This window comes from Providencia sp. PROV189, from assembly GCF_028480065.1.
Classification (GTDB): domain Bacteria; phylum Pseudomonadota; class Gammaproteobacteria; order Enterobacterales; family Enterobacteriaceae; genus Providencia; species Providencia stuartii.
The window spans coordinates 58,584-83,733 of record NZ_JAMPOG010000010.1 but is presented as its reverse complement, the minus strand read 5'-3'; the positions used below and the strand labels follow the sequence as shown (position 1 = coordinate 83,733).

Sequence of the window (25,150 nt, the reverse complement as noted above, 5' to 3'; positions counted from 1 at the left end):
TGACTAGGAGGGTCAGGCATGCAAAAAGAATGGTTAACGGCGAAAGAGTTAGTTGGCTTAAAAGGACTCCCAATGACTACTCAAGGTATCAATGCGATGGCTCGTCGTGAAAACTGGTTATGCCGCAAGCGGCGGGGGATTCAAGGAAAGGCGTTGGAATATCATATTAATAGTTTGCCTGAAGGTTTATTTGAGCCCCTTTCTGTTTATGAAGCCCCTGCATTATATCAAGCAAAACATCATGATAATGCATTTATTTGGCAGGAAGTTTATCACCAGCTTTCTCCGGAAGAGCGTAACCTTATATTGGCATTTATTATGCGTGAAGGTGTAATAGCATTGGTAGATTTAATAAATAAAAAATAATTTACCTAAAAAATCGGTTTGGGTAATTCAATAATGAAGAATAGGCATATTGGTACTCAACATATTCTTTATTAACAATATTTAGATAGAGCCTCAACGGCAGATTTCATAATATAAGTTCGAAAGAGATAATATGAAAAAAATGTGGTTCACTGCGAAAGAATTAGCAGGTTTAGAAGGCTTACCAACTTCTCCTCAAGGTATTAATTTGATGGCTAGAAGAGAAGGATGGAAAAATCGTCGTAAGCGTGGCGTTCAAGGTAAAGCCGTCGAGTATCATCTAGAGAGCTTACCTGGAGAAATACAGAGTCAATTGAGTCTTTCTGAGCCTTCAGTGGGCTATCAAAGCCAAAGAATGGATGCTTCACAAATTTGGATGGAAGCCTATTACCAACTCACTGAAGCGGAGCGTGATAAAGTGGTGAAATATATTTTGCGTTATGGCCTTTCATCATTGCTCGCTAGGATCGAAAAAGAAGAAAAAGGGGAAGAGTAGTCTCTTTCCCCCTCATCGCATTCAAAACGATACGTTTAACGCTATGAGTGACGTGAAATAGCCACCTCTGCGAGGCTGATTAACGCGTCTTTATAAACTGAATCATCAAGAGTACTCAAAGCATCAATGGCTTTTTGCGATTCCTCTTTTGCGCGAGCGTAGGTGTACTCCAGTGAGCCGCAACGTTTCATAGTTGCCAGCACAGTGTCCAGTAGGTGACGGCCATTGCCCTGCTCGATCGCTTGGCGGATCAAGGCGGCTTCTTCCTCGGTTCCATGGTTCATTGCATGAAGTAGGGGCAGCGTAGGCTTCCCTTCATCAAGGTCATCCCCGGTATTTTTGCCTAATTGCTTATTATCTGCGTCATAATCCAACAAATCATCAATCAATTGAAAGGCAGTGCCGAGATAGCGACCGTAATCTTGCAAGGCTTTCTCTTGCTCGGGGGTTGCTGATGCTAAAATTGCCGATGCATGCGCGGCAGCTTCAAACAAACGAGCGGTTTTACTGTAGATCACTTGCATGTAGTTTTCTTCAGTAATGTTAGGATCATTACAGTTCATTAACTGTAAGACTTCACCTTCAGCGATAACGTTCGTCGCTTCCGACATGAGTTTAAGGACACGCATCGAGTCAAGATCCGTCATCATTTGGAAGGATCGTGTATAAATAAAGTCCCCAACGAGGACACTCGCAGCATTACCAAATACGGCGTTCGCTGTTTGTTTACCGCGGCGCATGTCGGATTCGTCGACAACATCATCATGCAATAAAGTTGCAGTATGGATAAACTCGATCAGCGCAGCAACTTGAATATGTTTTTGCCCTGAATAACCAAGGGATCGTCCTGCCAATACCGCGATCATTGGACGGATCCTTTTCCCACCACCGCTAACAATGTAATAACCAAGTTGGTTAATTAGCGCAACGTCTGAATTCAATTGACTGAGGATTGCTTCGTTTACTGCTGACATATCCTCGCTAGTCAGTTCAACAATAGATTCTAAATTCATCGTAATTTATTCATATTATAGGATTTTAGCCGCCACCCTTTAGTCAAAAAGGTGTCGCCAATAGAACAGTTATAGCCTAAGCATAACATTAATATTTCTAAGATAATTAGTTGTAATGCAAAAAATGTTTAAATAAGTAACAATTCGAGTTATTCATCATAAATCAAAGGCTGACCGGAGTATGGAATAAAAAAGTCGGTTTTTTTGTGATCTAAATGCATTATTGGCTTGTGTTCTGACGCTTTTTTGCGTAGAATTCGCGCCCTATTGTGAATATTTTATAGCGTGCTCAGGAATTAAATTTTTTAGCGGGTACGCGGAAAGCGGAGTTAATATGTACGCGGTTTTCCAAAGTGGTGGTAAACAACACCGAGTTAGCGAAGGTCAAACTGTCCGCCTAGAAAAGCTGGACATCGCAACAGGTGAAACTGTTGAATTTGATCACGTTCTGATGGTTGCTAATGGCGACGATATCAAAATTGGCGCTCCTGTCGTTGAAGGCGTTAAAGTGAAAGCGGAAGTGGTTGCACACGGTCGTGGCGATAAAGTTAAGATTGTCAAATTCCGTCGTCGTAAACACAGCCGTAAACAACAGGGTCACCGTCAGTGGTTCACTGATGTTAAGATCACTGGCATCGCTTAAGATTTAGGAGAGCAGATTAATGGCACACAAAAAGGCTGGCGGCTCGACTCGTAACGGTCGCGATTCAGAAGCAAAACGTCTGGGTGTAAAACGTTTCGGTGGCGAAGCTGTATTAGCAGGTAGCATCATCGTTCGTCAACGTGGTACTAAGTTCCACGCAGGTAACAACGTAGGTTGTGGCCGTGACCACACTCTGTACGCTTTAGCGGACGGAAAAGTTAAATTTGAAGTTAAAGGTCCACAAAACCGTAAATTTATCAGCATCGAAGCTGAATAAGTTTTCTGACTTTTAATTCGAATTAAAGCCCTGCAAAAACTTTTTGCGGGGCTTTTTATATTTAGAATACGCCATCTCTGGGTAACACGGCCATCCAGCACTATAATGGCTATCATACGGAGAAAGAATTATGAAATTTGTAGATGAAGCCAAAATATTGGTTGTGGCGGGGGATGGTGGCAATGGTTGTGTCAGCTTCCGCCGCGAAAAATACATTCCAAAAGGCGGTCCTGACGGTGGTGACGGCGGCGATGGTGGTGATGTCTATCTGCAAGCCGACGAAAACCTGAATACACTCATCGACTACCGTTTTGAAAAATCTTTCCGCGCAGAGCGTGGGCAAAATGGTCAAAGTCGTGACTGTACAGGGAAACGTGGTCAAGATATCACGATCAAGGTGCCTGTCGGAACGCGTATACGCGATCTCGGTACTGGAGAAATACTGGGTGATATGACTCGCCATGAGCAGCGCCAAATGGTCGCGAAGGGCGGTTTCCACGGTTTGGGTAATACACGCTTTAAATCTTCAGTTAACCGCGCTCCACGTCAACGTACGATGGGGACGCCTGGTGAAACTCGTGAGCTGATGTTAGAGCTGATGCTGCTCGCTGATGTGGGTATGCTAGGGATGCCGAACGCGGGTAAATCGACCTTTATTCGTTCGGTATCGGCAGCGAAACCAAAAGTCGCTGATTATCCATTTACTACGCTAGTACCGAGCTTAGGTGTCGTGCGTATGGATAACGAAAAAAGCTTTGTGGTTGCGGATATTCCAGGGTTAATCGAAGGTGCTGCGGAAGGCGCAGGTTTAGGGATCCGTTTCCTTAAACACTTAGAGCGCTGTCGCGTGCTATTGCATCTGATCGACATCTGCCCGATCGATGAATCGGATCCTGTGGAAAATGCCAAGATCATTATTAGCGAACTCGAAAAATACAGCGAAAAACTGGCAGAAAAACCACGTTGGTTAGTGTTTAACAAAGTGGATATTTTAGGCCCTGAAGAGTCCGCAAAACGTGCTGCTGAAATCGCTAAAGCGATGGGCTGGGAAGATAAATACTATATGATCTCCGCGGTGAATCACGAAGGTGTGAAGGCACTGTGTTGGGATATTATGGAGTTTATGGAAACTCAGCCGCGTGATATGGCAGCATCGGAAGATGAAAAACAGCCTGAAAAAGTTGAATTTATGTGGGATGACTACCATAAAAAGCAACTCGAAGGTGCTGAAGATCTGGATGACTGGGATGATGATTGGGACGAAGATGACGACGAAGGTGTCGAAATCATCTATCAGAAATAATCAATCTCAGAAAAACCCCCAATGATTGGGGGTTTTTTCAAATATAAAGATTGTTTTATTTACGGGGAATTGATCGAAGGATCAATTTTTCTGGTAAAGATCTTTATACAACCGACTCTCAAAACGCACGAGAGGAACGCGTCGGCTCCGTTGTTGGTTTTGTGGTACCGCATAGGCAGAGATAAACTGTACGAAAGCAACGCGTTGCCCACTAGCCGTCGTGATAAAGCCTGCTAAGTTATAGACGCCTTGTAAAGCCCCTGTTTTAGCTGAAACTTTGCCATTCACACCGGCTTCATCTAAGCCGCCACGGTAACGTAATGTACCGTCATGTCCTGCAAGAGGCAGCATAGAGATAAAATCAAGTTGCTGATCGTTTTTAGCGATAAATTGTAGAATTTCCATCATTGTCGTCGGCGTGATCAGGTTATGGCGGGATAAACCAGAGCCGTCGACCATAACGGTATTACCTAAATCGATGCCCGCTTTTTGTTTTAAAACCTGCCTAACAGCATCCGACCCCGAGCGCCACGTACCGGGAACACCGTAATAGTCTCGACCAATAGTACGAAAGACAGTATCAGCAATCATATTGTCTGATTTTTTCAACATCACCTTCAATAGGTCATGCAGCGGCTGAGATTCGGTTTTGACGAGGACCTGCGATTGTGCCGTTGGTTGGGTACGCTTTTTGACATGCCCTGTTAGCGCTATGCCCGCATTTTGCAGTTCATTTTTAACAATAGCGCCGGAATAGCTTGCGCCATTTTGTACCGCAAAGGCAAGGGGGAGAGGTTCACTACGTTGTGATAGACAGCCTGTTAACGTGTAGCGATTTAGCTCGCCAGGAACCACATCCAGTTCACAATAACGCCCTTCAGGGTCTCCCTTGGCTAATGTTTTAACCTCACTGAACATATTGACGGGGTAGAAACTGGCTGCCTTGATATAAGCCATATCCCCTATTTTTTGAGCGGGATAGAGTGAAACAGAAAAACAGTTTCTATCGATAATGGCTGCGGCAGGCGGTGCACTAAAGCATTGCGTCATATCGTTCCATACCCAGCCCGGCGCTTTATCATGGCTAGTAAATGCCGAAATATCGACAATTAAATCACCTTCAACTTTGTGGATACCAATCTGTTTCAGCGCATTGACCATATTGCGGATTTGCTGGCGTGTGAGTGTTGGGTCGCCACTAAAGCGGATAACGAGGTCGCCCGTTAGCGTATTGTTGTTTAATTTTGCATTGGTTTCGAAATTCGTCACAAAACGGTAATCAGGACCAAGCTGTAGCAAAGCCGCGAGGGCAGTGACGACTTTTTGGGTACTTGCAGGCAGTGCCATTTGCTGCGCATTGTAATCAATAATGGGGGTGTCACTACCGACTTTTTGCGCAACCAGAGCGAGGTTAGTACCATCGGGTAAATATTGCTTATAATCATCAATTGGAATGGCAAATGCTTGTCCTGTGGTGAAGACAAGTCCTAAAGTGATGATCCATTTTCTGGTAAGTGTTAATAACGGCATAAATTTCACGCATTAGGGTAGACATACTGTACATACTAAAGTGTAATGCCTGAAAAAGTAAACGATGACCCGCTATTAACTCTACGTTAGAATGGTTAGCATTGTGATAAGATAAGTGTGTGAATGGGTTTTAAAGACACATTCACAGCCTGTGTATTGTTTGAGCCTCCCCATTAACCATGGGGCGGTTCAGTGTACTGTTGTTACAAAAATCAGGAAGATACTTATTTTTAGATAGGATTGAAACAGAGGTATTTATCAATGAAACAGATTCCAATGACGGTATTGGGTGCAGATAAGTTACGAGAAGAGCTCGATTATCTTAAATCTGTCCGCCGCCCGGAAATTATTGCAGCGATTGCGGAAGCCCGCGAACACGGTGACTTGAAAGAGAACGCAGAATATCATGCCGCTCGCGAACAACAGGGCTTTTGTGAAGGCCGAATTCAAGAAATTGAATCCAAGCTTTCCCATGCTCAGGTTATTGACGTCACGAAAATGACAAACAATGGTCGTGTGATTTTTGGTGCGACAGTTACTGTGTTGAATGTTGATACGGATGAAGAGCTGACTTATCGCATTGTGGGTGATGATGAAGCAGATATTAAAATCAATCTGATTTCCGTTAACTCACCGATTGCACGCGGCTTGATCGGTAAAGAACAGGATGATGTTGTCACTATCAAAACGCCCGGTGGCGACGTTGAGTTCGAAATTCTTAAAGTTGAGTATATCTGATTCCTATTTGCCTGAATTGGTTATATTATTTTACTGTATTAGCGAAAAAGGCCGCTGGCGGCCTTTTTCTTCATATAAAAGCTGCCTTCAATGGCATTTTTATATAAATTAAGGGTGATTATTTAGGTAAAATAATTTTGCGCTCATCCGATGGACGGTAGAGAACAAGTATCTTGCCTATAATTTGTACATTAACAGCACCTGTTTCGCGAACGATCGCTGCGGCGATCAAATTTTTAGTTTCGCGATCTTCGCCTGCGATTTTGACTTTGATAAGCTCATGATGTGCTAATGAAAGTTCAATCTCAGCTAAAACACCCTCAGTTAACCCATTGTTACCAATCATAACAACTGGGTTGAGGTGATGAGCGAGGCTTTTCAGGTGTTGGATTTGTTTTTTATTAAGATTCATCGATTTTTTGCTTCGTTAGTATTGAAAATGGCTTATTCTACCGCCATCTGATATCTATCACCATCAATTATATTTATCGGATGGTAAAGAAGTAACAATGAACACCCAAAATAATTCGAATTACATGCAGTGGTATCATCAACGTTCATGTAGGCCGAAAAATGATGGGGATAGATGTGCTCTATTTAGTATAGTTGGAAAATGCAATGGCCAATAAAAAACGTTCGGCAAGCTCTAGTCGCTGGTTGCAAGAACATTTTAGTGATAAATATGTTCAACAAGCACAAAAAAAAGGGCTTCGCTCACGTGCATGGTTTAAACTGGATGAAATCCAGCAAAGTGATAAAATTTTTAAACCAGGTATGACCGTTGTTGATTTGGGGGCAGCACCCGGAGGCTGGTCACAGTATGTGGTTAGTCAAATAGGCCATAATGGCCGGGTGATTGCTTGTGATATTTTACCGATGGACCCGATTGTTGGCGTTGATTTCCTTCAAGGAGATTTTCGTGAAGAAGCAGTGCTAGCTGCACTGTTAGAGCGGGTTGGAGATAAAAAAGTCCAGGTGGTCATGTCTGACATGGCTCCCAATATGAGTGGGACTCCCGCGGTCGATATACCTCGGTCGATGTATTTGGTTGAGTTAGCATTGGATATGTGCCGTGCTGTGCTGGCTCCTGGGGGCAGTTTTATTGTTAAAGTGTTTCAGGGGGAAGGCTTTGACGAGTACCTCAGGGATATCCGTTCCCTATTTACGAAAGTAAAAGTTCGTAAACCCGAATCTTCGCGGGCACGATCGCGTGAAGTATACATTGTAGCGACAGGGCTAAAACTGTAGTACCCTGAACGTTATTTGTTAACACAGTTGTAATATGAGGTTAATCCCTTGAGTGACATGGCGAAAAACCTGATTCTCTGGTTAGTCATCGCAGTTGTTCTGATGTCCTTGTTCCAGAGTTTTGGCCCAAGCGATTCGAATAATCGCAGAGTTGATTATTCTACGTTTATCAATGAGTTAGCTCAGGATCAGGTACGTGAAGTTCGTATCACAGGTCGTGAATTAAACGTCAGAAAGGCTGATAATAGCCGTTATACAACTTATCTTCCTATGCAGGATGAGAAGCTGTTAGACACGTTGCTAAATAAGCACGTAACTGTCGTTGGTGAGCCACCAGAAGAACCTAGCTTTCTGCAAACTATCTTTATTTCCTGGTTCCCAATGCTTCTGCTGATCGGTGTCTGGATCTTCTTTATGCGCCAAATGCAAGGCGGTGGCGGTAAAGGAGCAATGTCATTCGGTAAAAGCAAAGCTCGAATGCTAACGGAAGATCAAATCAAAACGACTTTTGCCGATGTTGCTGGCTGTGATGAAGCAAAAGAAGAAGTTGGTGAAATTGTTGATTTTCTACGTGAACCAGCTCGTTTCCAGAAGTTGGGAGGTAAAATACCAAAAGGCGTCCTGATGGTAGGTCCTCCAGGTACAGGTAAAACTTTGCTTGCTAAAGCAATTGCCGGTGAAGCCAAAGTACCATTTTTTACGATTTCAGGTTCTGACTTTGTTGAAATGTTTGTCGGTGTTGGTGCATCGCGTGTTCGTGATATGTTCGAACAAGCGAAAAAAGCAGCACCTTGTATTATCTTTATCGATGAAATCGATGCGGTTGGTCGTCAACGTGGCGCTGGTTTAGGTGGTGGTCACGATGAGCGTGAACAGACTCTGAACCAAATGCTGGTTGAGATGGACGGTTTTGAAGGCAATGAGGGTATTATTGTTATTGCGGCAACAAACCGTGCTGATGTTTTGGACCCTGCATTATTACGTCCAGGCCGTTTTGACCGTCAGGTTATGGTAGGCTTACCAGATGTACGCGGTCGAGAACAAATATTAAAAGTTCACATGCGTCGTGTTCCTATTGATCCTGCTGTTGATACAGCCATCCTTGCTAGAGCAACCCCTGGGTTCTCCGGTGCTGAATTGGCAAACCTAGTGAATGAAGCAGCCCTGTTTGCGGCTCGTGCCAACAAACGCGTTGTTTCAATGGTTGAGTTTGAAAAAGCTAGGGATAAAGTATGGCTGGGGGCTGAACATCGTTCTTTGATGATGACAGAAGAACAAAAAGAAGCTACCGCGTATCACGAAGCAGGCCATGCAATTGTTGGTTATCTGATGCCTGAGCATGACCCTGTGCATAAAGTGACGATTATCCCTCGTGGGGGTGCATTGGGCGTTACTTTCTATCTACCTGAAGGCGACCAAGTCAGTGCAAGCCGTCAGAAATTAGAAGGGAATATCGCTAGCACATACGGTGGTCGTATTGCAGAAGAGTTAATTTATGGTCATGACAAAGTCTCTACAGGGGCGTCAGGCGATATTCAGCAAGCAACCAACACCGCTAGAAAAATGGTGACTCAGTGGGGCTTCTCTGAGAAGTTAGGGCCAGTACTGTATGCTGACGAGGAAGGGCCTGCATTTTTAGGTCGCTCGGGGCACAGCTCGACTTATTCGGATGAAACTGCTCGCATTATTGATGAAGAGATTAAAGCAATTATTGAGCGTGCTTACCAAGTCGCCTATAAAACGCTGACAGACAATATGGATATTCTGCATGCTATGAAAGATGCATTATTGAAATATGAAACCATTGATATGCCAATGATTGATGATTTGATGAATCGTCGTCCTGTACGCGAACCGGCGGGCTGGGATGAAGACAAAAAAGTCAACAATGTAACGGGTTCTTTTGGTGCTGCGGTTAATACATCAAAACCTGAAACAACGACTGAAAAACCTCAATCTGAAGAGCCAAAAAACAGTAATGATGAATCTCATTCATCAGACAATACAAACGATAACAAACCACAATAAGCTATCGTTAAGTGATATGGAAAAACCCCAGTTCTCTGGGGTTTTTTACGTTAAGGTGAAATAACGATGAAAATTAGAGCAAGGGCTTGTGAACTCGATCTATCCACACCAAAAGTGATGGGGATTTTGAATGTTACTCCTGATTCATTTTCAGATGGTGGCACTCATAATCGTTATCATGACGCATTGGAACATGCCGCTAAGATGGTGAATGAAGGGGCATCGATTATTGATATTGGCGGTGAATCGACGCGTCCGGGAGCGGCAGAGGTTTCTGTCAATGAAGAACTCGATAGAGTTATTCCAATTGTGGAAGCCATTGCACAGCGTTTTGATGTGTGGATTTCTGTTGATACTTCAAAAGCGGAAGTGATGTCAGAAGCCGCAAAAGCAGGTATGCACTTAATCAATGATATTCGCTCATTACATGAGCCAGGAGCCATTGAAGTTGCGGCACAAAGTGGCTTACCCGTTTGTATTATGCATATGCAAGGTCAGCCAAGAACCATGCAAGATGCGCCTAATTATGAAAATGTTGTAGCAGATATTAAAGCTTATTTTGATGCTGAAATTGCGCGTTGTGTCGCGGCAGGTATCGATAAACAGCAGATAATACTCGATCCCGGTTTTGGTTTTGGTAAAAACCTGTCACATAATTATCAACTGCTGGCAAATTTGGATCAGTTTCATGATTTCGGACTACCGCTATTGGCAGGAATGTCCCGTAAATCTATGATTGGAAACTTATTGAATGTTCCACCACAAGAAAGGCTTGTGGGAAGTATTGCTTGCGCAACTATTGCAGCGATGCAAGGCGCACAGATTATTCGTGTACATGATGTCAAAGAGACCGTACAAGCAATGCAGATCGTTCAGATGACTCTGTCAGAAAAGGAAAAGTTAGCGTATGAGTAACCGTAAATATTTTGGTACTGATGGTATTCGTGGCAAAGTGGGTGACAGCCCAATCACGCCTGATTTCGTATTAAAATTAGGCTGGGCAGCAGGGAAAGTTCTTGCTCGCCATGGCTCACGAAAAATTATTATTGGTAAAGATACGCGTATCTCCGGTTATATGTTGGAGTCATCTTTAGAAGCGGGTCTAGCGGCTGCGGGTTTATCTGCGTCATTTACTGGCCCAATGCCAACACCTGCCGTAGCTTATCTGACACGTACTTTCCGCGCTGAGGCGGGGATTGTAATTTCTGCGTCTCATAACCCTTATGATGATAATGGGATTAAATTCTTCTCGATTGATGGGACTAAATTGCCTGATGAAGTCGAAGAAGCGATAGAAGCGGAGATGGAAAAACCAATCACATGTGTTGAATCCGCAGAGCTAGGTCGCGCAAACCGTATTGTTGATGCTGCGGGTCGTTATATTGAATTTTGTAAGGGCACTTTCCCTAGTGAACAAAGCCTCTCTAGCCTAAAAGTCGTTATCGACTGTGCTAATGGCGCAACTTACCATATTGCACCGAATGTATTTCGTGAGTTAGGGGCTGAAGTCATCGCGATTGGCTGTGAACCTAATGGGATCAACATAAATGAGAAGTGTGGCGCTACGGATGTTCGCATGCTACAAGAGCGTGTGCTTGCAGAAAAAGCGGATGTGGGGCTAGCCTTTGATGGTGATGGTGACCGTTTGATTATGGTTGACCATGAAGGTAATAAAGTCGATGGTGACCAAATTCTCTATATCATTGCGCGTGAAGCATTACGTCAAGGCCAATTAAAAGGTGGTGTTATCGGCACGCTGATGAGCAATATGGGGTTAGAAATCGCTCTGAAACAACTTGGCATTCCTTTTGAGCGCGCAAAAGTGGGTGACCGCTATGTACTTGAGAAGCTCCAAGAAAAAGGTTGGAGAATGGGGGCTGAAAACTCAGGTCATATTATCTTATTAGATAAAACGACGACGGGTGACGGTATTGTGGCTGGTCTGCAAGTACTCAGTGCGATGGTTCGTAACCAAATGAGTTTGCATGACTTATGCAGTGGCATGAAACTGTTACCGCAAGTATTGGTTAACGTACGCTTTTCTGGCTCACATGACCCATTACAAAGTGAAGCTGTATTGGCCGCGAGTGAGCAAGTCGAGAAAGAGTTGGCAGGCAAAGGTCGTGTTCTGCTGAGAAAATCAGGTACAGAACCTTTGATTCGAGTCATGGTCGAAGGTGAAAATGAAGCTGACGTTTTGGCGATGGCTAACCGCATTGCTGATGCAGTAAAAGCGGCAGGTTAATCATTTTAACGATAGGATCGTTTAAAAATAAGGCACTAACTGAGAGCCTGACAAAATTGCCCATCCCGAGTTCATTTGCTGTTTTTTTCCGCAAATGAACTCAGGAAATGAAATTTGGCTTGCTTGTCGGCTCAGCTTTGGTTAGTATTCGCACCTGCTTAATCCCGTAAAGGTCATACTTAAGCGGCAAATAAGCGGGTGTGCAGTATTATAGGTCATAGTGGTTACACTATGTTCCGCAAACTGAATAGGTAACTCAAATGTACATAGCTCTTTTAATTGTTTTCTTGTTGGTAGCTATCGGCCTGATTGGTCTGATCATGTTACAACAAGGTAAAGGTGCTGACATGGGTGCGTCATTCGGTGCGGGTGCCTCTGCAACACTGTTTGGTTCATCGGGTTCTGGTAACTTCATGACTCGTATGACTGGAATCTTGGCTGCTGTATTTTTCATTATCAGTTTGATCCTTGGCAATATGACTGCCAATAAATATGGAACTGGTAGCAAATGGGAAAATATTAGTGAACCGGCAAAAGTCGAGCAACCAACAGACGTTCCGGCAGCACCAGCAACACCAACGAGCGATATCCCTCGTTAAGTGTTAAAGATTCCGGATGAAGGCATTTAAGCCATCATCAATAAAGTAAAAAAGAATTTGAGGTTATTGTTAAGTTATTCATCAATAACCTCGCCTCAGTGCCGAGGTGGTGAAATTGGTATACACGCTACCTTGAGGTGGTAGTGCCTACAAAACGGGCGTACGGGTTCAAGTCCCGTCCTCGGCACCATTATTTAAGATAACTTGTGCTCTACAGGTTATTTGTGTAGAATATGTCACGTTTTCGAACGCGGGATGGAGCAGCTTGGTAGCTCGTCGGGCTCATAACCCGAAGGTCGTCGGTTCAAATCCGGCTCCCGCAACCAATTCTTAGTCAGCATATCTTATCAGATGTATTTATCGGAAATTCTCATCGATTTATCACGGTTTTAAAGATATACTAAGAACATGGTGAACCCGTTGGCACTACAGGGTCCAGTTTCATAAAGCCCCGAAATTTCGGGGTTTTTTGTTATTTGACAATCGAATTAACTGGGCTTTTATAGCCCTTTTTTTATGTCTGGGGGTGGGCTTGTCCACATTAGAACAAAAATTGACAGAGATGATTTCAGCACCGGTGGAAGCACTTGGCTTTGAATTTGTAGGCTTAGAGTTTGTCCGTGCTCGTACATCGACATTGCGTGTTTTCATTGATAGTGAAGAAGGCATCACTGTTGATGATTGTGCTGATGTCAGCCATCAGGTGAGTGCAGTATTGGATGTCGAAGATCCAATCTCTGTGGTCTATAACCTAGAAATATCGTCACCAGGGCTAGAACGCCCACTGTTCACTGTCGCACATTATGAGCGTTTTGTCGGTGAAGAGGTGGCACTGACTTTACGCATTGCGATGCAGAACCGCCGTAGATGGCAAGGCATTATAAAAGCTGTCGAAGGTGAAATGATAACGGTTACTGTGGATGGTAAGGATGAAGTGTTCGCCCTTGGCAACATCCAGAAAGCTAACTTGGTACCCCACTTTTAATTAAGTTCAATGAGGCAACTAGGATGAACAAAGAAATTCTGGCTGTTGTAGAAGCGGTTTCTAACGAAAAATCCCTCCCTCGTGAAAAAATCTTCGAGGCACTGGAAACGGCACTAGCGACAGCAACCAAAAAGAAATATGAGCAAGAAATTGACGTTCGTGTCGAAATCGATCGCAAATCCGGTGATTTTGATACCTTCCGTCGTTGGCTGATCGTTGAAGATGTAACGATGCCAACACGTGAAATTACGTTAGAAGCAGCACAATTTGAAAACCCAGAGCTAAAACTGGGCGAATACGTTGAAGACCAAATCGAGTCCGTTGCTTTCGACCGTATTACAACCCAAACTGCAAAACAAGTGATCGTACAGAAAGTACGTGAAGCGGAACGTGCGATGGTGGTTGATCAATTCCGTGAGCAACAAGGTGAGATCATCACCGCTCAAGTTAAGAAAGTAAACCGTGAAAATATCACGTTAGATCTTGGTAACAATGCTGAAGCGGTGATCTTACGAGAAGATATGTTACCGCGTGAAAACTTCCGTCCAGGTGACCGCATCCGTGGAGTCCTGTATGATGTTCGTCCGGAAGCACGTGGCGCACAACTTTTTGTTACCCGTTCTCGCCCAGAAATGTTGGTTGAATTATTCCGCATTGAAGTGCCAGAAATTGGTGAAGAAATTATTGAAATCAAAGCCGCTGCTCGTGATCCGGGTTCTCGCGCTAAGATCGCAGTAAAAACTAACGATAAGCGTATTGACCCGGTCGGTGCGTGCGTTGGTATGCGTGGCGCGCGAGTTCAAGCTGTTTCTAGTGAGCTAGGCGGCGAGCGAATTGATATTGTGTTATGGGATGATAACCCAGCTCAATTCGTGATTAATGCAATGGCTCCGGCTGATGTGGCATCTATTGTGGTTGATGAAGACAAATGTACAATGGATGTTGCCGTAGAAAGCAGTAACTTAGCTCAGGCGATTGGTCGTAACGGCCAAAATGTGCGCTTAGCAGCACAGTTACTGAAAAAACACCGTGGTGATGACAAATGGGAATTGAATGTCATGACTGCAGAAGAGCTGAATGCAAAACATCAGGCAGAAGCGCATGCTTCTATTGACACATTCACTAAGCATCTTGACATTGATGAAGAGTTCGCCACTGCACTTGTTGAAGAAGGCTTCTCGACGTTAGAAGAACTGGCCTACGTGCCTATCAAAGAACTTCTGGAAATTGACGGTTTAGATGAAGAAACTGTTGAAGTTCTACGTGAAAGAGCGAAAGCTGCCCTCACTACGATTGAATTGGCTCAAAAAGAGAGTCTAGGTGATAACCAGCCGGCAGAAGATTTATTGAATCTGGATGGTATGGATAATACTCTGGCCTATAATTTGGCTATTCGCGGTATCTGTACACTGGAAGATCTTGCTGAGCAGGGCATCGACGACCTGATTGATATCGAGGGTCTGGATGGTGAGAAGGCAGGTGCACTCATCATGGCCGCACGTAATATTTGCTGGTTCGGTAACGATGCGTAAACACTGTAGCAGGAAGGAACGGCATGACAGAAACTGTAAAATCATTGGCAGCAGAAATTCAAACCACAGTTGAACGCCTGGTACAGCAATTTGCTGAAGCAGGGATCAAAAAAGGTGAGAATGACTCTGTTAGTCAGGCAGAAAAAGAAACATTGCTGGGGCACTTGAATCGTGAGCAAGGCGGTTCAGCGAGCCAGCCAAGTAAGTTAACATTGCAACGTAAAACGCGTAGTACGTTGAGTGTTCCAGTCACCGGTGGTAAGAGCAAATCGGTAAATGTAGAAGTCCGCAAAAAACGCACTTATGTGAACCGCGACGCTGAGCAAGCGCAAGCGGAAGAGCAGGCGAAGCGTGAAGCGGAAGAGCAAGCACGGCGCGAAGCTGAAGAACTGGCTAAACGTGAAGCAGAAGCAAAACGTATCGCAGAAGAAAATGCGAAGCGTGAAGCGGAAGCGAAGCGTGCAGCCGAAGAGAAAGCAAAACGTGAAGCAGCTGAGAAAGCTACGCGCGAAGTAGCGGAAAGAGAAAAAGTGAAATCAAGCGAAAATCATCAAAAAGCTGGCAAAGCCGGTGAGACCAACTCTGAAAAACAGCGCCGTGAAGCTGAAGCAGCAGCTCTGAAGCGTAAAGTTGAAGAAGAAACTCAACGTAAAGTTGAAGCAGAAGCGAGACGTGTCGCAGAAGAGGCTCGCAAAATGGCAGAAGAAAACAACGAAAAATGGAACAATGATTCCAGAATCGACGACGATAGTGACTATCACACGACGACTTCTCGCCATGCTCGTGCAGCGGAAGATGAAAGCGACGAAAAAGAAGAAGGTCGTCGTTCTCGTAACCGTAGTGCGAAAGCGCCTCGCCAAAAGAAAGGCAATAAGCTTTCTGAAAAAGCCGATCGTGAAGAAGAACGCGCTGCTGGCCGCTCTAATCGCGTCAAAGGTAAACAACGTAAAGGTAGTTCACTGCAACAGAGCTTTAACAAGCCTGCGGCAGCAGTAAACCGTGACGTGGTTATCGGTGAAACGATCACTGTTGGTGAACTCGCTAACAAAATGGCGGTGAAAGGTTCACAAGTGATTAAAACAATGATGAAGATGGGCGCGATGGCGACTATCAACCAAGTCATTGACCAAGAAACTGCGCAGCTTGTTGCAGAAGAGATGGGTCACAAAGTTATCCTTCGTCGCGAAAATGAGCTAGAAGAAGCGGTAATGAATGACCGTGATACGGGTTCAGCAGTTGAAGAGCCACGTGCACCGGTTGTTACCATCATGGGGCACGTTGACCATGGTAAAACATCACTGCTTGACTATATTCGTTCAACGAAAGTCGCTTCAGGCGAAGCAGGTGGTATCACTCAGCACATCGGTGCTTACCATGTGAAAACTGATAAAGGGATGATCACCTTCTTAGATACTCCGGGTCACGCCGCGTTTACGTCAATGCGTGCTCGTGGTGCTCAGGCGACGGATATCGTTGTTCTGGTTGTTGCAGCAGACGATGGTGTGATGCCACAAACTATCGAAGCCATCCAACACGCAAAAGCGGCGGGTGTGCCTATCGTTGTTGCTGTGAACAAAATTGATAAACCAGAAGCGGATCCAGATCGTGTAAGAAATGAGCTGTCACAATACGGTGTTATTTCTGAAGATTGGGGTGGTGATACTCAGTTTATTAGCGTATCGGCGAAAAAAGGTACCGGTATCGATGAGCTGCTTGATGCTATCTTGCTACAAGCAGAAGTCCTCGAGCTGAAAGCAGTTTACGCAGGTATGGCAAGCGGTGTTGTTGTTGAATCTTACCTTGATAAAGGTCGTGGTCCAGTTGCAACGATTCTTGTTCAAGAAGGTACGCTCAACAAAGGCGATATTGTTCTTTGTGGTTTTGAATACGGCCGTATTCGTGCAATGCGTAACGAACTCGGTAAAGAAGTTCAATCTGCTGGCCCATCAATGCCTGTTGAGATTTTAGGTCTATCCAATGTTCCATCCGCAGGTGATGAAGCCACCGTTGTTCGTGACGAGAAAAAAGCACGTGAAGTTGCATTGTATCGCCAAGGTAAATTCCGCGATGTGAAATTGGCTCGCCAACAGAAATCTAAACTGGAAAACATGTTTGCTAACATGGAAGAAGGTAAAGTTTCTGAACTGAACATTGTTCTAAAAACCGACGTTCAAGGTACTTGTGAAGCGATTACTGACTCACTGTTAAAACTATCGACTGATGAAGTTAAAATCAAAATCATCGGTTCTGGTGTGGGTGGTATTACCGAAACTGACGCAACTCTGGCTGCGGCATCGAATGCGATCATTCTTGGCTTTAACGTTCGTGCTGACGCATCTGCTCGCCGCGTTATTGAGAGTGAAAGTGTTGACTTACGTTACTACTCCGTCATCTATAGCTTGATTGATGAAATCAAACAAGCGATGAGCGGTATGTTAGCACCTGAATACAAACAGCAAATCATGGGTCTTGCAGAAGTCCGTGACGTCTTTAAATCACCGAAGTTTGGTGCTATCGCTGGTTGTATGGTGACAGAAGGTACTATCAAGCGTAATAACCCAATCCGTGTTCTGCGTGATAACGTGGTTATTTACGAAGGTGAGCTGGAGTCACTGCGTCGCTTTAAAGATGACGTCAACGAAGTCCGTAATGGTATGGAGTGTGGTATCGGTGTTAAGAACTACAACGATGTCCGTGTTGGCGATATGATTGAAGTCTTTGAAGTGATTGAAGTTAAACGTTCGATTGACGGTTAATTTCTTTTATACCCGCGAAGGGGGCATATCGCTTATCGCGGGTATCCATAGCTTTGTATTTATTGGGGGGCAATAGCCCCCCAAAATGTCAGGAGATATAACGATGGCAAGAGAATTTAGTCGTTCTCAGCGCGTAGCCCAAGAAATGCAAAAAGAAATTGCGATTATCTTGCAGCGTGAAGTTAAAGATCCCCGCATTGGCATGGCAACTGTTTCAGGTGTCGAGCTATCAAGAGACTTGGCTTATGGTAAAGTTTTCGTGACTTTCCTTAACATTTCTCATGAAGAACATGAGTCTCAAATGGTTCAAGATGGCATTAAAGCGCTCAATGAAGCTTCTGGCTTTATTCGTTCTTTGCTAGGAAAAGCGATGCGTTTACGCGTTATTCCAGAGTTAACGTTCTCTTACGATAGCTCATTGGTTGACGGTATGCGTATGTCTAACTTAGTTTCCAATGTTATTCGTAATGATGAAATGCGTCGTGCGAACGCGGATGATAAAGAGGAAAAATAATGGGGCGTCGTCGTAGCGGCCGTGACATACATGGCGTTTTGCTGCTGGATAAACCCACTGATATTTCTTCAAACGATGCGCTGCAAAAAGTGCGGCGCTTCTTCAATGCAAATAAAGCGGGTCACACGGGAGCGTTAGATCCACTTGCAACAGGGATGCTCCCTGTTTGTCTCGGTGAAGCAACCAAGTTTTCTCAATTTTTACTCGACTCAGACAAGCGTTATCGTGTGATTGCCCGTCTAGGACAACGTACTGACACTTCGGATTCCCATGGTCAAATCATCAGTGAGCGTAACGTTGAGTTTACACAAGCTCAGCTTGATGAGGCATTAGCGCATTTTCGTGGTGATACATTGCAAGTGCCATCAATGTATTCGGCACTAAAACATCAAGGGAAACCTTTGTATGAGTATGCGCGTAAAGGGATCACCGTTGAGCGGGAAGCACGGCCTATCACAGTGTATGAGTTACAGTTTATTCGTTTAGAAAATAATGAACTGGAACTGGAAATTCACTGCTCTAAAGGTACTTATATTCGTACCATTATTGACGATTTAGGTGAGATGTTAGGTTGTGGTGCACATGTCATTTACCTACGACGCTTGCAGGTAGCAAACTACCCTTATGCGCGGATGGTGACATTAGAGCAGCTCGCCGCATTAAGAGCGCAAGTTGATGAAGGCAATGGCACTTTTGAATCGCTGCTCGACCCTTTATTGTTGCCGATGGATACTGCGGTGGTGCATTTTCCTGCCGTTAATTTGACAGAAGAAACGGCGGCATACTTTAAGCAGGGCCAGCCTGTTAGGGCGAATATTGGTCAATTAGCGGAAGGCACCATGGTTCGCGTGACTTGTGGTACTGCTGAACGTTTTATTGGCATTGCGTTGATCAGTGAAGATATGCGGGTTGCTCCTCGGCGTTTAGTTGTTGAAAATGAATAATCCGCATGGCGGCACTTATTGCTTTGCGACTATAAGCAGCGTAGAATAGCGGCGCTTAATCTGTGAGATGCTAAATTAGAGATTGGCTCTCATTACATACATTTATACATTTGGAGTTTAATATGTCTCTAAGTACTGAAGCTAAAGCAAAAATCGTTGCTGAATTCGGCCGCGATGCTAACGACACTGGTTCAAGCGAAGTGCAAATCGCTTTGTTGACCGCTCAAATCAACCATCTGCAAAGCCACTTTGCAGAGCACAAAAAAGATCACCACAGCCGTCGTGGTCTGCTGCGTATGGTTGCTCAGCGTCGTAGATTGCAAGCTTATCTGAAAAGCAAAGATATCGCGCGTTACACCGCTCTTATCGAGCGTCTGGGTCTGCGTCGTTAATCGAGTCAGTTTCAGTGGAAAGGGGCCTAATGGCCCCTTTTCTTCTAAAAGTTATATTTAAAGTTGAAGTAAGACTCGAATTATACTTAACTTAAATGCTAAGCTATGATTCGTAATTAATTGTTTTATTAACGCCTCTTCAGCTACACCGATTCGCGCGGCTAATGAGAAAATTGATCATTTGAATATCTGTCTTCTCATTAGTCGCGAGGCTGTAGTTAGGAAGAGAAAGCCAATGCCACGAGAGAGAGTCGAGTGGCCTAAAATAAAGGGTACTATTTTGTTAAATCCTATCGTACGCAAATTTCAATACGGTCAACATACCGTATCCATTGAAACCGGCATGATAGCGCGTCAAGCGACTGCCGCTGTTATGGTAAACATGGATGATACAGCCGTTTTCGTGACCGCGGTTGCTCAGAAAAAAGTTAAAGAAGGCCAAGACTTCTTCCCTCTGACCGTTAACTACCAAGAGCGCTCTTATGCTGCTGGTCGTATTCCAGGCAGTTTCTTCCGTCGTGAAGGCCGCCCTGGTGAAGGTGAAACGCTGATCGCGCGTCTTATTGACCGCCCATTACGCCCTCTGTTCCCAGAAGGTTTCCTGAACGAAATCCAAATCATCGCAACCGTTGTTTCTGTTAACCCACAAGTTAACCCAGATATTGTTGCTATGATCGGTGCATCGGCTGCATTGGCGTTGTCTGGTGTTCCTTTTAATGGCCCAATTGGTGCGGCACGTGTTGGTTTTATCAATGACCAATATGTTCTGAACCCAACAGCAGATGAGCTAAAATTAAGCCGCCTTGATTTAGTGGTAGCAGGAACAGAAAGTGCAGTTCTGATGGTTGAGTCAGAAGCGGATCTGTTAAGCGAAGAGCAAATGCTGGGTGCCGTTGTTTTTGGTCATGATCAACAACAAATCGTGATTCAAGAAATCAATGAGTTAGTTAAAGAAGCAGGTAAAGAAAAATGGGATTGGCAACCAGAGCCAGTTAACCAAGCTTTACGTGATAAAGTTGCAGCGCTGGCTGAAAGCCGTATGGGTGATGCTTATCGTATCACTGAAAAACAAGAGCGTTATGAGCAAGTTGACCTGATCAAAGAAGAAGTCACAGCAGCAATCGTGGCTGAAGATGAAAATGTCGACGTAGCTGAAGTTGCTGACATTCTAGCGAACCTAGAAAAACAAGTTGTTCGTAGCCGTGTCATTCGTGGTGAGCCACGTATTGATGGTCGTGAAAAAGACATGGTTCGTGCGCTGGATGTACGCACTAGCGTTCTGCCACGTACTCACGGTTCTGCGCTATTTACCCGTGGTGAAACTCAGGCATTAGTCACTGCAACACTGGGTACTGAACGTGATGCACAGGTTATTGACCAGTTAATGGGCGAATATACTGATCGCTTCTTGTTCCACTATAACTTCCCTCCATACTCTGTTGGTGAAACAGGTATGGTTGGTTCGCCTAAGCGTCGTGAAATTGGTCATGGTCGTTTAGCGAAACGCGGTGTGATGGCGGTCATGCCTGATCATGCTGATTTCCCATACACTGTTCGTGTTGTATCTGAAATCACTGAATCAAACGGTTCATCATCAATGGCGTCGGTTTGTGGTGCTTCTTTAGCACTGATGGATGCAGGTGTACCAATTAAAGCAGCGGTTGCTGGTATTGCTATGGGTCTGGTTAAAGAAGGCGATGATTTCGTCGTACTTTCTGACATCCTTGGTGATGAAGACCATTTAGGCGATATGGACTTTAAAGTCGCAGGTAGCCGTGATGGTATCAGCGCACTGCAAATGGATATTAAAATCGAAGGTATTACTCGCGAAATCATGCAAGTTGCATTGAACCAAGCAAAAGGTGCTCGTCTGCACATCCTAGGTACAATGGAACAAGCGATTAACAGCCCTCGTGATGATATTTCTGAATTTGCACCACGTATTCACACTATCCGCATTAATCCAGATAAGATTAAAGATGTTATCGGTAAAGGTGGTTCGGTTATCCGTGCGCTGACAGAAGAAACTGGCACTACAATCGAAATTGAAGATGATGGTACAGTGAAAATTGCTGCAACTGATGGCTTGAAAGCAAAAGAAGCTATCCGTCGTATCGAAGAAATTACTGCTGAAGTCGAAGTCGGCCGTGTTTACCAAGGTAAAGTTACTCGTATCGTTGACTTTGGTGCGTTCGTTGCTATCGGTGGTGGTAAAGAAGGCTTAGTGCATATTTCTCAAATCGCCGATAAGCGTGTTGAGAAAGTGACTGACTATCTGCAAATGGGTCAAGAAGTTCCTGTTAAGGTGTTGGAAATCGACCGTCAAGGCCGTATCCGCCTGAGCATGAAAGAAGCTGTTGCGACTGAAGAAACTCCAGCACAGCAGCAGGACTCAGCAGAATAGGCTGAATCTAAGCAGCGCCCTATAAGTTAGGGCGCATAGCCGTAATTTGCTGAAATAGTGGTAATGTAAGGGCGGAGTATGCTGAATAGTATCTGTCTTCGGTTTAGGGGCTTAAGCACGTTTACTCGTGTGGTCTCTGCGCTTATCTTTTTTGTGCTCATTGGATGCAGCAGTAAAGATTGGCGTAAAAACGAGGTATTTGCTGTTCCTCTGCAACCTTCATTACAACAAGAAGTAATATTGGCTCGTATGGAACAAATCCTTGCGAGCCGATCTTTAACCGATGACGAATACGCTCAGCTTTTATATGAGCGCGGAGTGTTGTATGATAGTCTCGGTTTGAGGGCGTTAGCGCGCAATGATTTTTCAACGGCGTTAGCGATTCGCCCTGATATTCCTGAAATTTTTAACTTTTTAGGAATATATTTTACGCAGGCTGGCAACTATGATGCCGCCTATGAAGCGTTTGATTCTGTATTAGAGCTTGATCCAACTTACACTTTCGCGCGTATGAACCGCGGCATCGCATTATATTACGGTGGTCGGTACAAACTAGCGCAAGATGATCTGCTGGCGTATTATCAGATAGATCCAAATGATCCTTTTCGCACGCTATGGCTTTATCTCGTTGAGAAAGACATAGACCCGCGAGTGGCGCAAGATAATCTTGCAGCTCGTTATGACCGTGCGGAGAAAGGGCTATGGGGCTGGAATATCGTAGAGTTTTACCTTGGCAAAATCAGTGAAAACACATTGATGGAGCGCTTGAAAGAAACTTCTACGGATAACACTTCGCTCGCTGAGCATCTCAGTGAAACTAACTTCTATTTAGGTAAGCATTACCTAAGTCTGGGGGATAAGGATAGCGCAACTGCGTTATTCAAACTGACGGTGGCTAACAACGCTCATAGCTTTGTTGAACACCGCTATGCATTGTTGGAATTGGCGCTGTTAGGCCAAGAACAAGACGACCTTTTAGAATCGGGCCAGCAATAGCTGACGAACATTTCATCACTATTTTTTGAGTCATCATCCTTCGGGGTGACGGCCTATTTGTTCGTTTAATAACACAATTTGAGCCAGTTCACATTTTAAATGAAAATGACCGAAATGATTTTCGCACGGTTATGTAAACTGGCCGCCATTAAGTATGAGGCACCTTTACATGACCACCGAGACTGATATCTCTTTCGCTGATTTAGGTTTATCAGCGTCTATTTTGACTGCACTAAACGACCTGGGATATGAAAAACCTTCTCCGATCCAAAAACAATGTATTCCATTGTTAATGGACGGTAATGATGTGTTGGGTATGGCACAGACGGGGAGCGGTAAAACCGCAGCCTTTAGTCTGCCGCTACTGCACAACATTGATCCAGATTTAAAAGCTCCGCAAATTCTAGTCCTAGCCCCAACACGTGAGTTGGCGGTTCAGGTTGCTGAAGCGATGGGCGATTTTTCTAAACACATGAGCCGTGTTAACGTGGTGGCCCTATATGGTGGCCAGCGTTACGACGTGCAATTGCGTGCTTTGCGCCAAGGGCCACAAGTTGTTGTGGGAACGCCTGGGCGTCTGCTTGATCATCTGAAACGCGGTACATTAGACCTGTCTAAATTGAAAGGCTTAGTACTGGATGAAGCTGATGAAATGCTGCGTATGGGCTTTATTGAAGATGTTGAAAACATCATGAGCCAAATCCCAGCAGAGCATCAAACAGCGCTGTTTTCAGCGACGATGCCAGAACCAATTCGTCGTATAACACGCCGTTTCATGAAAGAGCCTAAAGAAATTCGTATTCAGGCTAGCATTACAACACGTCCAGATATTGCTCAAAGCTATTGGACTGTTTACGGCATGCGCAAAAATGAGGCTCTGGTTCGTTTCTTAGAAGCCGAAGATTTTGACGCAGCAATTATTTTTGTTCGTACAAAGAATGCAACGCTGGAAGTGGCAGAAGCGCTCGAGCGCAACGGTTATAACAGTGCTGCATTGAACGGTGATATGAACCAAGCGCTACGTGAACAAACGCTAGAACGTTTAAAAGACGGTCGTTTGGATATTTTGATCGCCACTGACGTTGCTGCTCGTGGTCTTGATGTTGACCGTATTAGCTTAGTCGTTAACTATGACATCCCAATGGATGCAGAGTCTTATGTTCACCGTATCGGTCGTACTGGCCGTGCAGGGCGTGCTGGCCGTGCACTCTTGTTCGTAGAGAACCGTGAGCGTCGTTTGCTGCGTAACGTTGAACGCACCATGAAGCTAACGATCCCTGAAGTTGAACTGCCAGATTCACAATTGCTAAGTGAACGTCGTCAGGCGAAATTTGCTGAAAAAATCCAACAGCAATTTGAAAGCAGTGACTTAGACCAATACCGCGCGCTGTTAAAGAAACTGTCACCGTCAGAAGATGTTGATATGGAAACATTGGCCGCCGCATTGCTAAAAATGGCTCAAGGTGAGCGTGCACTTATTCTGCCACCAGATGCACCGCGTCGCCCACGTCGTGAATTCAATGACCGTGATGATCGCCGTCGTGATCGTAATGGCAATGGCTTTGACCGTGCAGAGCGTGGTGATCGTAGTGGTCGTCGTGAGCGCCGTGATGTTGGCGATATGGAAATGTATCGCATCGAAGTCGGCCGTGATGATGGCGTAGAAGTGCGCCACATTGTAGGGGCGATTGCCAATGAAGCGGATATTAGCAGCCGTTATATTGGTAATATCAAGCTGTTTGGCTCTCACTCAACGATTGAGCTACCAAAAGGCATGCCAACCGAAGTGTTAACTCACTTAAGCCGTGCACGCATTTTGAATAAACCAATGCAAATGCAATTAATTGGTGATGCACAGCCGTTTGACCGTCGTGAGCGTCGTGGTGGTTCACGCCGTGACGGTGGCTTTAATGGTGAGCGTCGCAACGACCGTGAGGGTGGCAATCGTCGTGGTGGCCATCGTGGTAACGGACGTGGTCGTAATGAAGATCACAACTCGGCAGCTCCGCGCCGCCGTAGCACCAGCCATAATGCTTAATTACACACATTTACCGAGTGTTTCTATTTAGGAAGCACGACTTAAATTGTGAAAAAACCGCTTCAAATTAATGGAGCGGTTTTTTTATGCTGTTCTAACACGG

At 44.7% G+C, this 25,150-nt stretch carries 23 protein-coding genes and 2 tRNA genes; 22 read left to right on the top strand and 3 right to left on the bottom strand.

What is annotated here, in order from left to right:
- The first annotated feature begins 18 nt into the window (after window positions 1-18).
- Together PR833_RS08415 and PR833_RS08410 are read left to right on the top strand one after the other, a co-directional pair.
- Window positions 19-366 carry a DNA-binding protein gene (locus PR833_RS08415; protein WP_004915743.1) on the top strand — a complete coding sequence of 116 codons (348 nt, stop codon included), beginning with the start codon at window positions 19-21 and terminating at the stop codon, window positions 364-366.
- Window positions 367-499: 133 nt separating this feature from the next.
- The gene (locus PR833_RS08410; protein ID WP_004915746.1) at window positions 500-862 is read left to right on the top strand and encodes a DNA-binding protein; all 363 of its coding nucleotides are present in this window, start codon (window positions 500-502) and stop codon (window positions 860-862) included.
- 41 nt (window positions 863-903) lie between these two features.
- On the opposite strand, the gene ispB is transcribed toward PR833_RS08410, so the two are convergent.
- Window positions 904-1,875, bottom strand: a complete 972-nt coding sequence (ispB, locus tag PR833_RS08405) for an octaprenyl diphosphate synthase (protein ID WP_004915749.1) — start codon at window positions 1,873-1,875, stop codon at window positions 904-906.
- 334 nt (window positions 1,876-2,209) lie between these two features.
- On the opposite strand from ispB, the gene rplU reads away from it, so the two are divergent.
- The 3 genes from rplU (at window position 2,210) to cgtA (ending at window position 4,098) form a co-directional block, all read left to right on the top strand.
- Window positions 2,210-2,518 (top strand): 50S ribosomal protein L21, encoded by a 309-nt coding sequence (rplU, locus tag PR833_RS08400; RefSeq protein ID WP_004915752.1) that lies wholly within the window; start codon window positions 2,210-2,212, stop codon window positions 2,516-2,518.
- A gap of 19 nt (window positions 2,519-2,537) precedes the next feature.
- Complete coding sequence (gene rpmA, locus PR833_RS08395; RefSeq protein ID WP_004915755.1) at window positions 2,538-2,795, top strand: 50S ribosomal protein L27; 258 nt, start codon at window positions 2,538-2,540, stop codon at window positions 2,793-2,795.
- A gap of 130 nt (window positions 2,796-2,925) precedes the next feature.
- A complete protein-coding gene (cgtA, locus tag PR833_RS08390) occupies window positions 2,926-4,098 on the top strand; it encodes an Obg family GTPase CgtA (protein WP_272526025.1) in 1,173 nt (390 codons plus the stop codon).
- An 81-nt stretch (window positions 4,099-4,179) separates the two neighbouring features.
- Here the strand turns inward: cgtA and dacB are convergent, their stop codons facing one another.
- Window positions 4,180-5,628: a serine-type D-Ala-D-Ala carboxypeptidase gene (dacB, locus tag PR833_RS08385; protein WP_004915760.1), complete on the bottom strand. Its 1,449-nt coding sequence runs from the start codon at window positions 5,626-5,628 to the stop codon at window positions 4,180-4,182.
- Between the two features lie 261 nt (window positions 5,629-5,889).
- Between dacB and greA the strand changes: the two genes are divergently transcribed.
- Window positions 5,890-6,366, top strand: coding sequence for a transcription elongation factor GreA (gene greA / locus PR833_RS08380; RefSeq protein WP_004915763.1), 477 nt, complete (start codon window positions 5,890-5,892; stop codon window positions 6,364-6,366).
- Window positions 6,367-6,484: 118 nt separating this feature from the next.
- Here greA and yhbY read toward each other — a convergent pair whose 3' ends face one another.
- The gene (gene yhbY / locus PR833_RS08375; RefSeq protein WP_014657324.1) at window positions 6,485-6,778 is read right to left on the bottom strand and encodes a ribosome assembly RNA-binding protein YhbY; all 294 of its coding nucleotides are present in this window, start codon (window positions 6,776-6,778) and stop codon (window positions 6,485-6,487) included.
- A gap of 206 nt (window positions 6,779-6,984) precedes the next feature.
- Here yhbY and rlmE point away from each other — a divergent pair, with 206 nt between their 5' ends.
- From rlmE to PR833_RS08295, 16 genes are all read left to right on the top strand, one after another.
- Window positions 6,985-7,614 (top strand): 23S rRNA (uridine(2552)-2'-O)-methyltransferase RlmE, encoded by a 630-nt coding sequence (gene rlmE / locus PR833_RS08370; protein ID WP_004915770.1) that lies wholly within the window; start codon window positions 6,985-6,987, stop codon window positions 7,612-7,614.
- Between the two features lie 48 nt (window positions 7,615-7,662).
- Window positions 7,663-9,642 (top strand): ATP-dependent zinc metalloprotease FtsH, encoded by a 1,980-nt coding sequence (ftsH, locus tag PR833_RS08365; RefSeq protein WP_127891335.1) that lies wholly within the window; start codon window positions 7,663-7,665, stop codon window positions 9,640-9,642.
- 66 nt (window positions 9,643-9,708) lie between these two features.
- Window positions 9,709-10,557 (top strand): dihydropteroate synthase, encoded by an 849-nt coding sequence (gene folP, locus PR833_RS08360; protein ID WP_004915787.1) that lies wholly within the window; start codon window positions 9,709-9,711, stop codon window positions 10,555-10,557.
- The gene (gene glmM, locus PR833_RS08355; protein ID WP_004915791.1) at window positions 10,550-11,887 is read left to right on the top strand and encodes a phosphoglucosamine mutase; all 1,338 of its coding nucleotides are present in this window, start codon (window positions 10,550-10,552) and stop codon (window positions 11,885-11,887) included. Before folP ends, glmM begins: the two co-directional genes overlap by 8 nt.
- Window positions 11,888-12,147: 260 nt before the next feature.
- Window positions 12,148-12,486 carry a preprotein translocase subunit SecG gene (secG, locus tag PR833_RS08350; protein ID WP_004915793.1) on the top strand — a complete coding sequence of 113 codons (339 nt, stop codon included), beginning with the start codon at window positions 12,148-12,150 and terminating at the stop codon, window positions 12,484-12,486.
- A 100-nt stretch (window positions 12,487-12,586) separates the two neighbouring features.
- Window positions 12,587-12,676 (top strand) — tRNA-Leu (locus tag PR833_RS08345).
- A gap of 59 nt (window positions 12,677-12,735) precedes the next feature.
- Window positions 12,736-12,812: transfer RNA gene (locus PR833_RS08340), tRNA-Met, on the top strand.
- Window positions 12,813-13,018: 206 nt separating this feature from the next.
- Window positions 13,019-13,471: a ribosome maturation factor RimP gene (gene rimP / locus PR833_RS08335; protein ID WP_014657325.1), complete on the top strand. Its 453-nt coding sequence runs from the start codon at window positions 13,019-13,021 to the stop codon at window positions 13,469-13,471.
- A gap of 23 nt (window positions 13,472-13,494) precedes the next feature.
- Window positions 13,495-15,003, top strand: coding sequence for a transcription termination factor NusA (gene nusA, locus PR833_RS08330; protein ID WP_004915799.1), 1,509 nt, complete (start codon window positions 13,495-13,497; stop codon window positions 15,001-15,003).
- A gap of 23 nt (window positions 15,004-15,026) precedes the next feature.
- Window positions 15,027-17,759 carry a translation initiation factor IF-2 gene (gene infB / locus PR833_RS08325; RefSeq protein WP_004915802.1) on the top strand — a complete coding sequence of 911 codons (2,733 nt, stop codon included), beginning with the start codon at window positions 15,027-15,029 and terminating at the stop codon, window positions 17,757-17,759.
- Window positions 17,760-17,862: 103 nt separating this feature from the next.
- Window positions 17,863-18,273: a 30S ribosome-binding factor RbfA gene (rbfA, locus tag PR833_RS08320; protein ID WP_014657326.1), complete on the top strand. Its 411-nt coding sequence runs from the start codon at window positions 17,863-17,865 to the stop codon at window positions 18,271-18,273.
- Window positions 18,273-19,217, top strand: a complete 945-nt coding sequence (gene truB / locus PR833_RS08315; protein ID WP_014657327.1) for a tRNA pseudouridine(55) synthase TruB — start codon at window positions 18,273-18,275, stop codon at window positions 19,215-19,217. Before rbfA ends, truB begins: the two co-directional genes overlap by 1 nt.
- 122 nt (window positions 19,218-19,339) lie before the next feature.
- On the top strand, window positions 19,340-19,609 hold the full coding sequence (rpsO, locus tag PR833_RS08310; RefSeq protein WP_004915813.1) for a 30S ribosomal protein S15: 270 nt from the start codon (window positions 19,340-19,342) through the stop codon (window positions 19,607-19,609).
- Window positions 19,610-19,889: 280 nt separating this feature from the next.
- Window positions 19,890-22,013, top strand: a complete 2,124-nt coding sequence (gene pnp / locus PR833_RS08305) for a polyribonucleotide nucleotidyltransferase (RefSeq protein ID WP_014657328.1) — start codon at window positions 19,890-19,892, stop codon at window positions 22,011-22,013.
- A gap of 78 nt (window positions 22,014-22,091) precedes the next feature.
- Window positions 22,092-23,009 carry a lipoprotein NlpI gene (nlpI, locus tag PR833_RS08300; RefSeq protein ID WP_004915819.1) on the top strand — a complete coding sequence of 306 codons (918 nt, stop codon included), beginning with the start codon at window positions 22,092-22,094 and terminating at the stop codon, window positions 23,007-23,009.
- A 169-nt stretch (window positions 23,010-23,178) separates the two neighbouring features.
- Complete coding sequence (locus PR833_RS08295; protein ID WP_272526024.1) at window positions 23,179-25,047, top strand: DEAD/DEAH family ATP-dependent RNA helicase; 1,869 nt, start codon at window positions 23,179-23,181, stop codon at window positions 25,045-25,047.
- The last annotated feature ends 103 nt before the right edge of the window (window positions 25,048-25,150 follow it).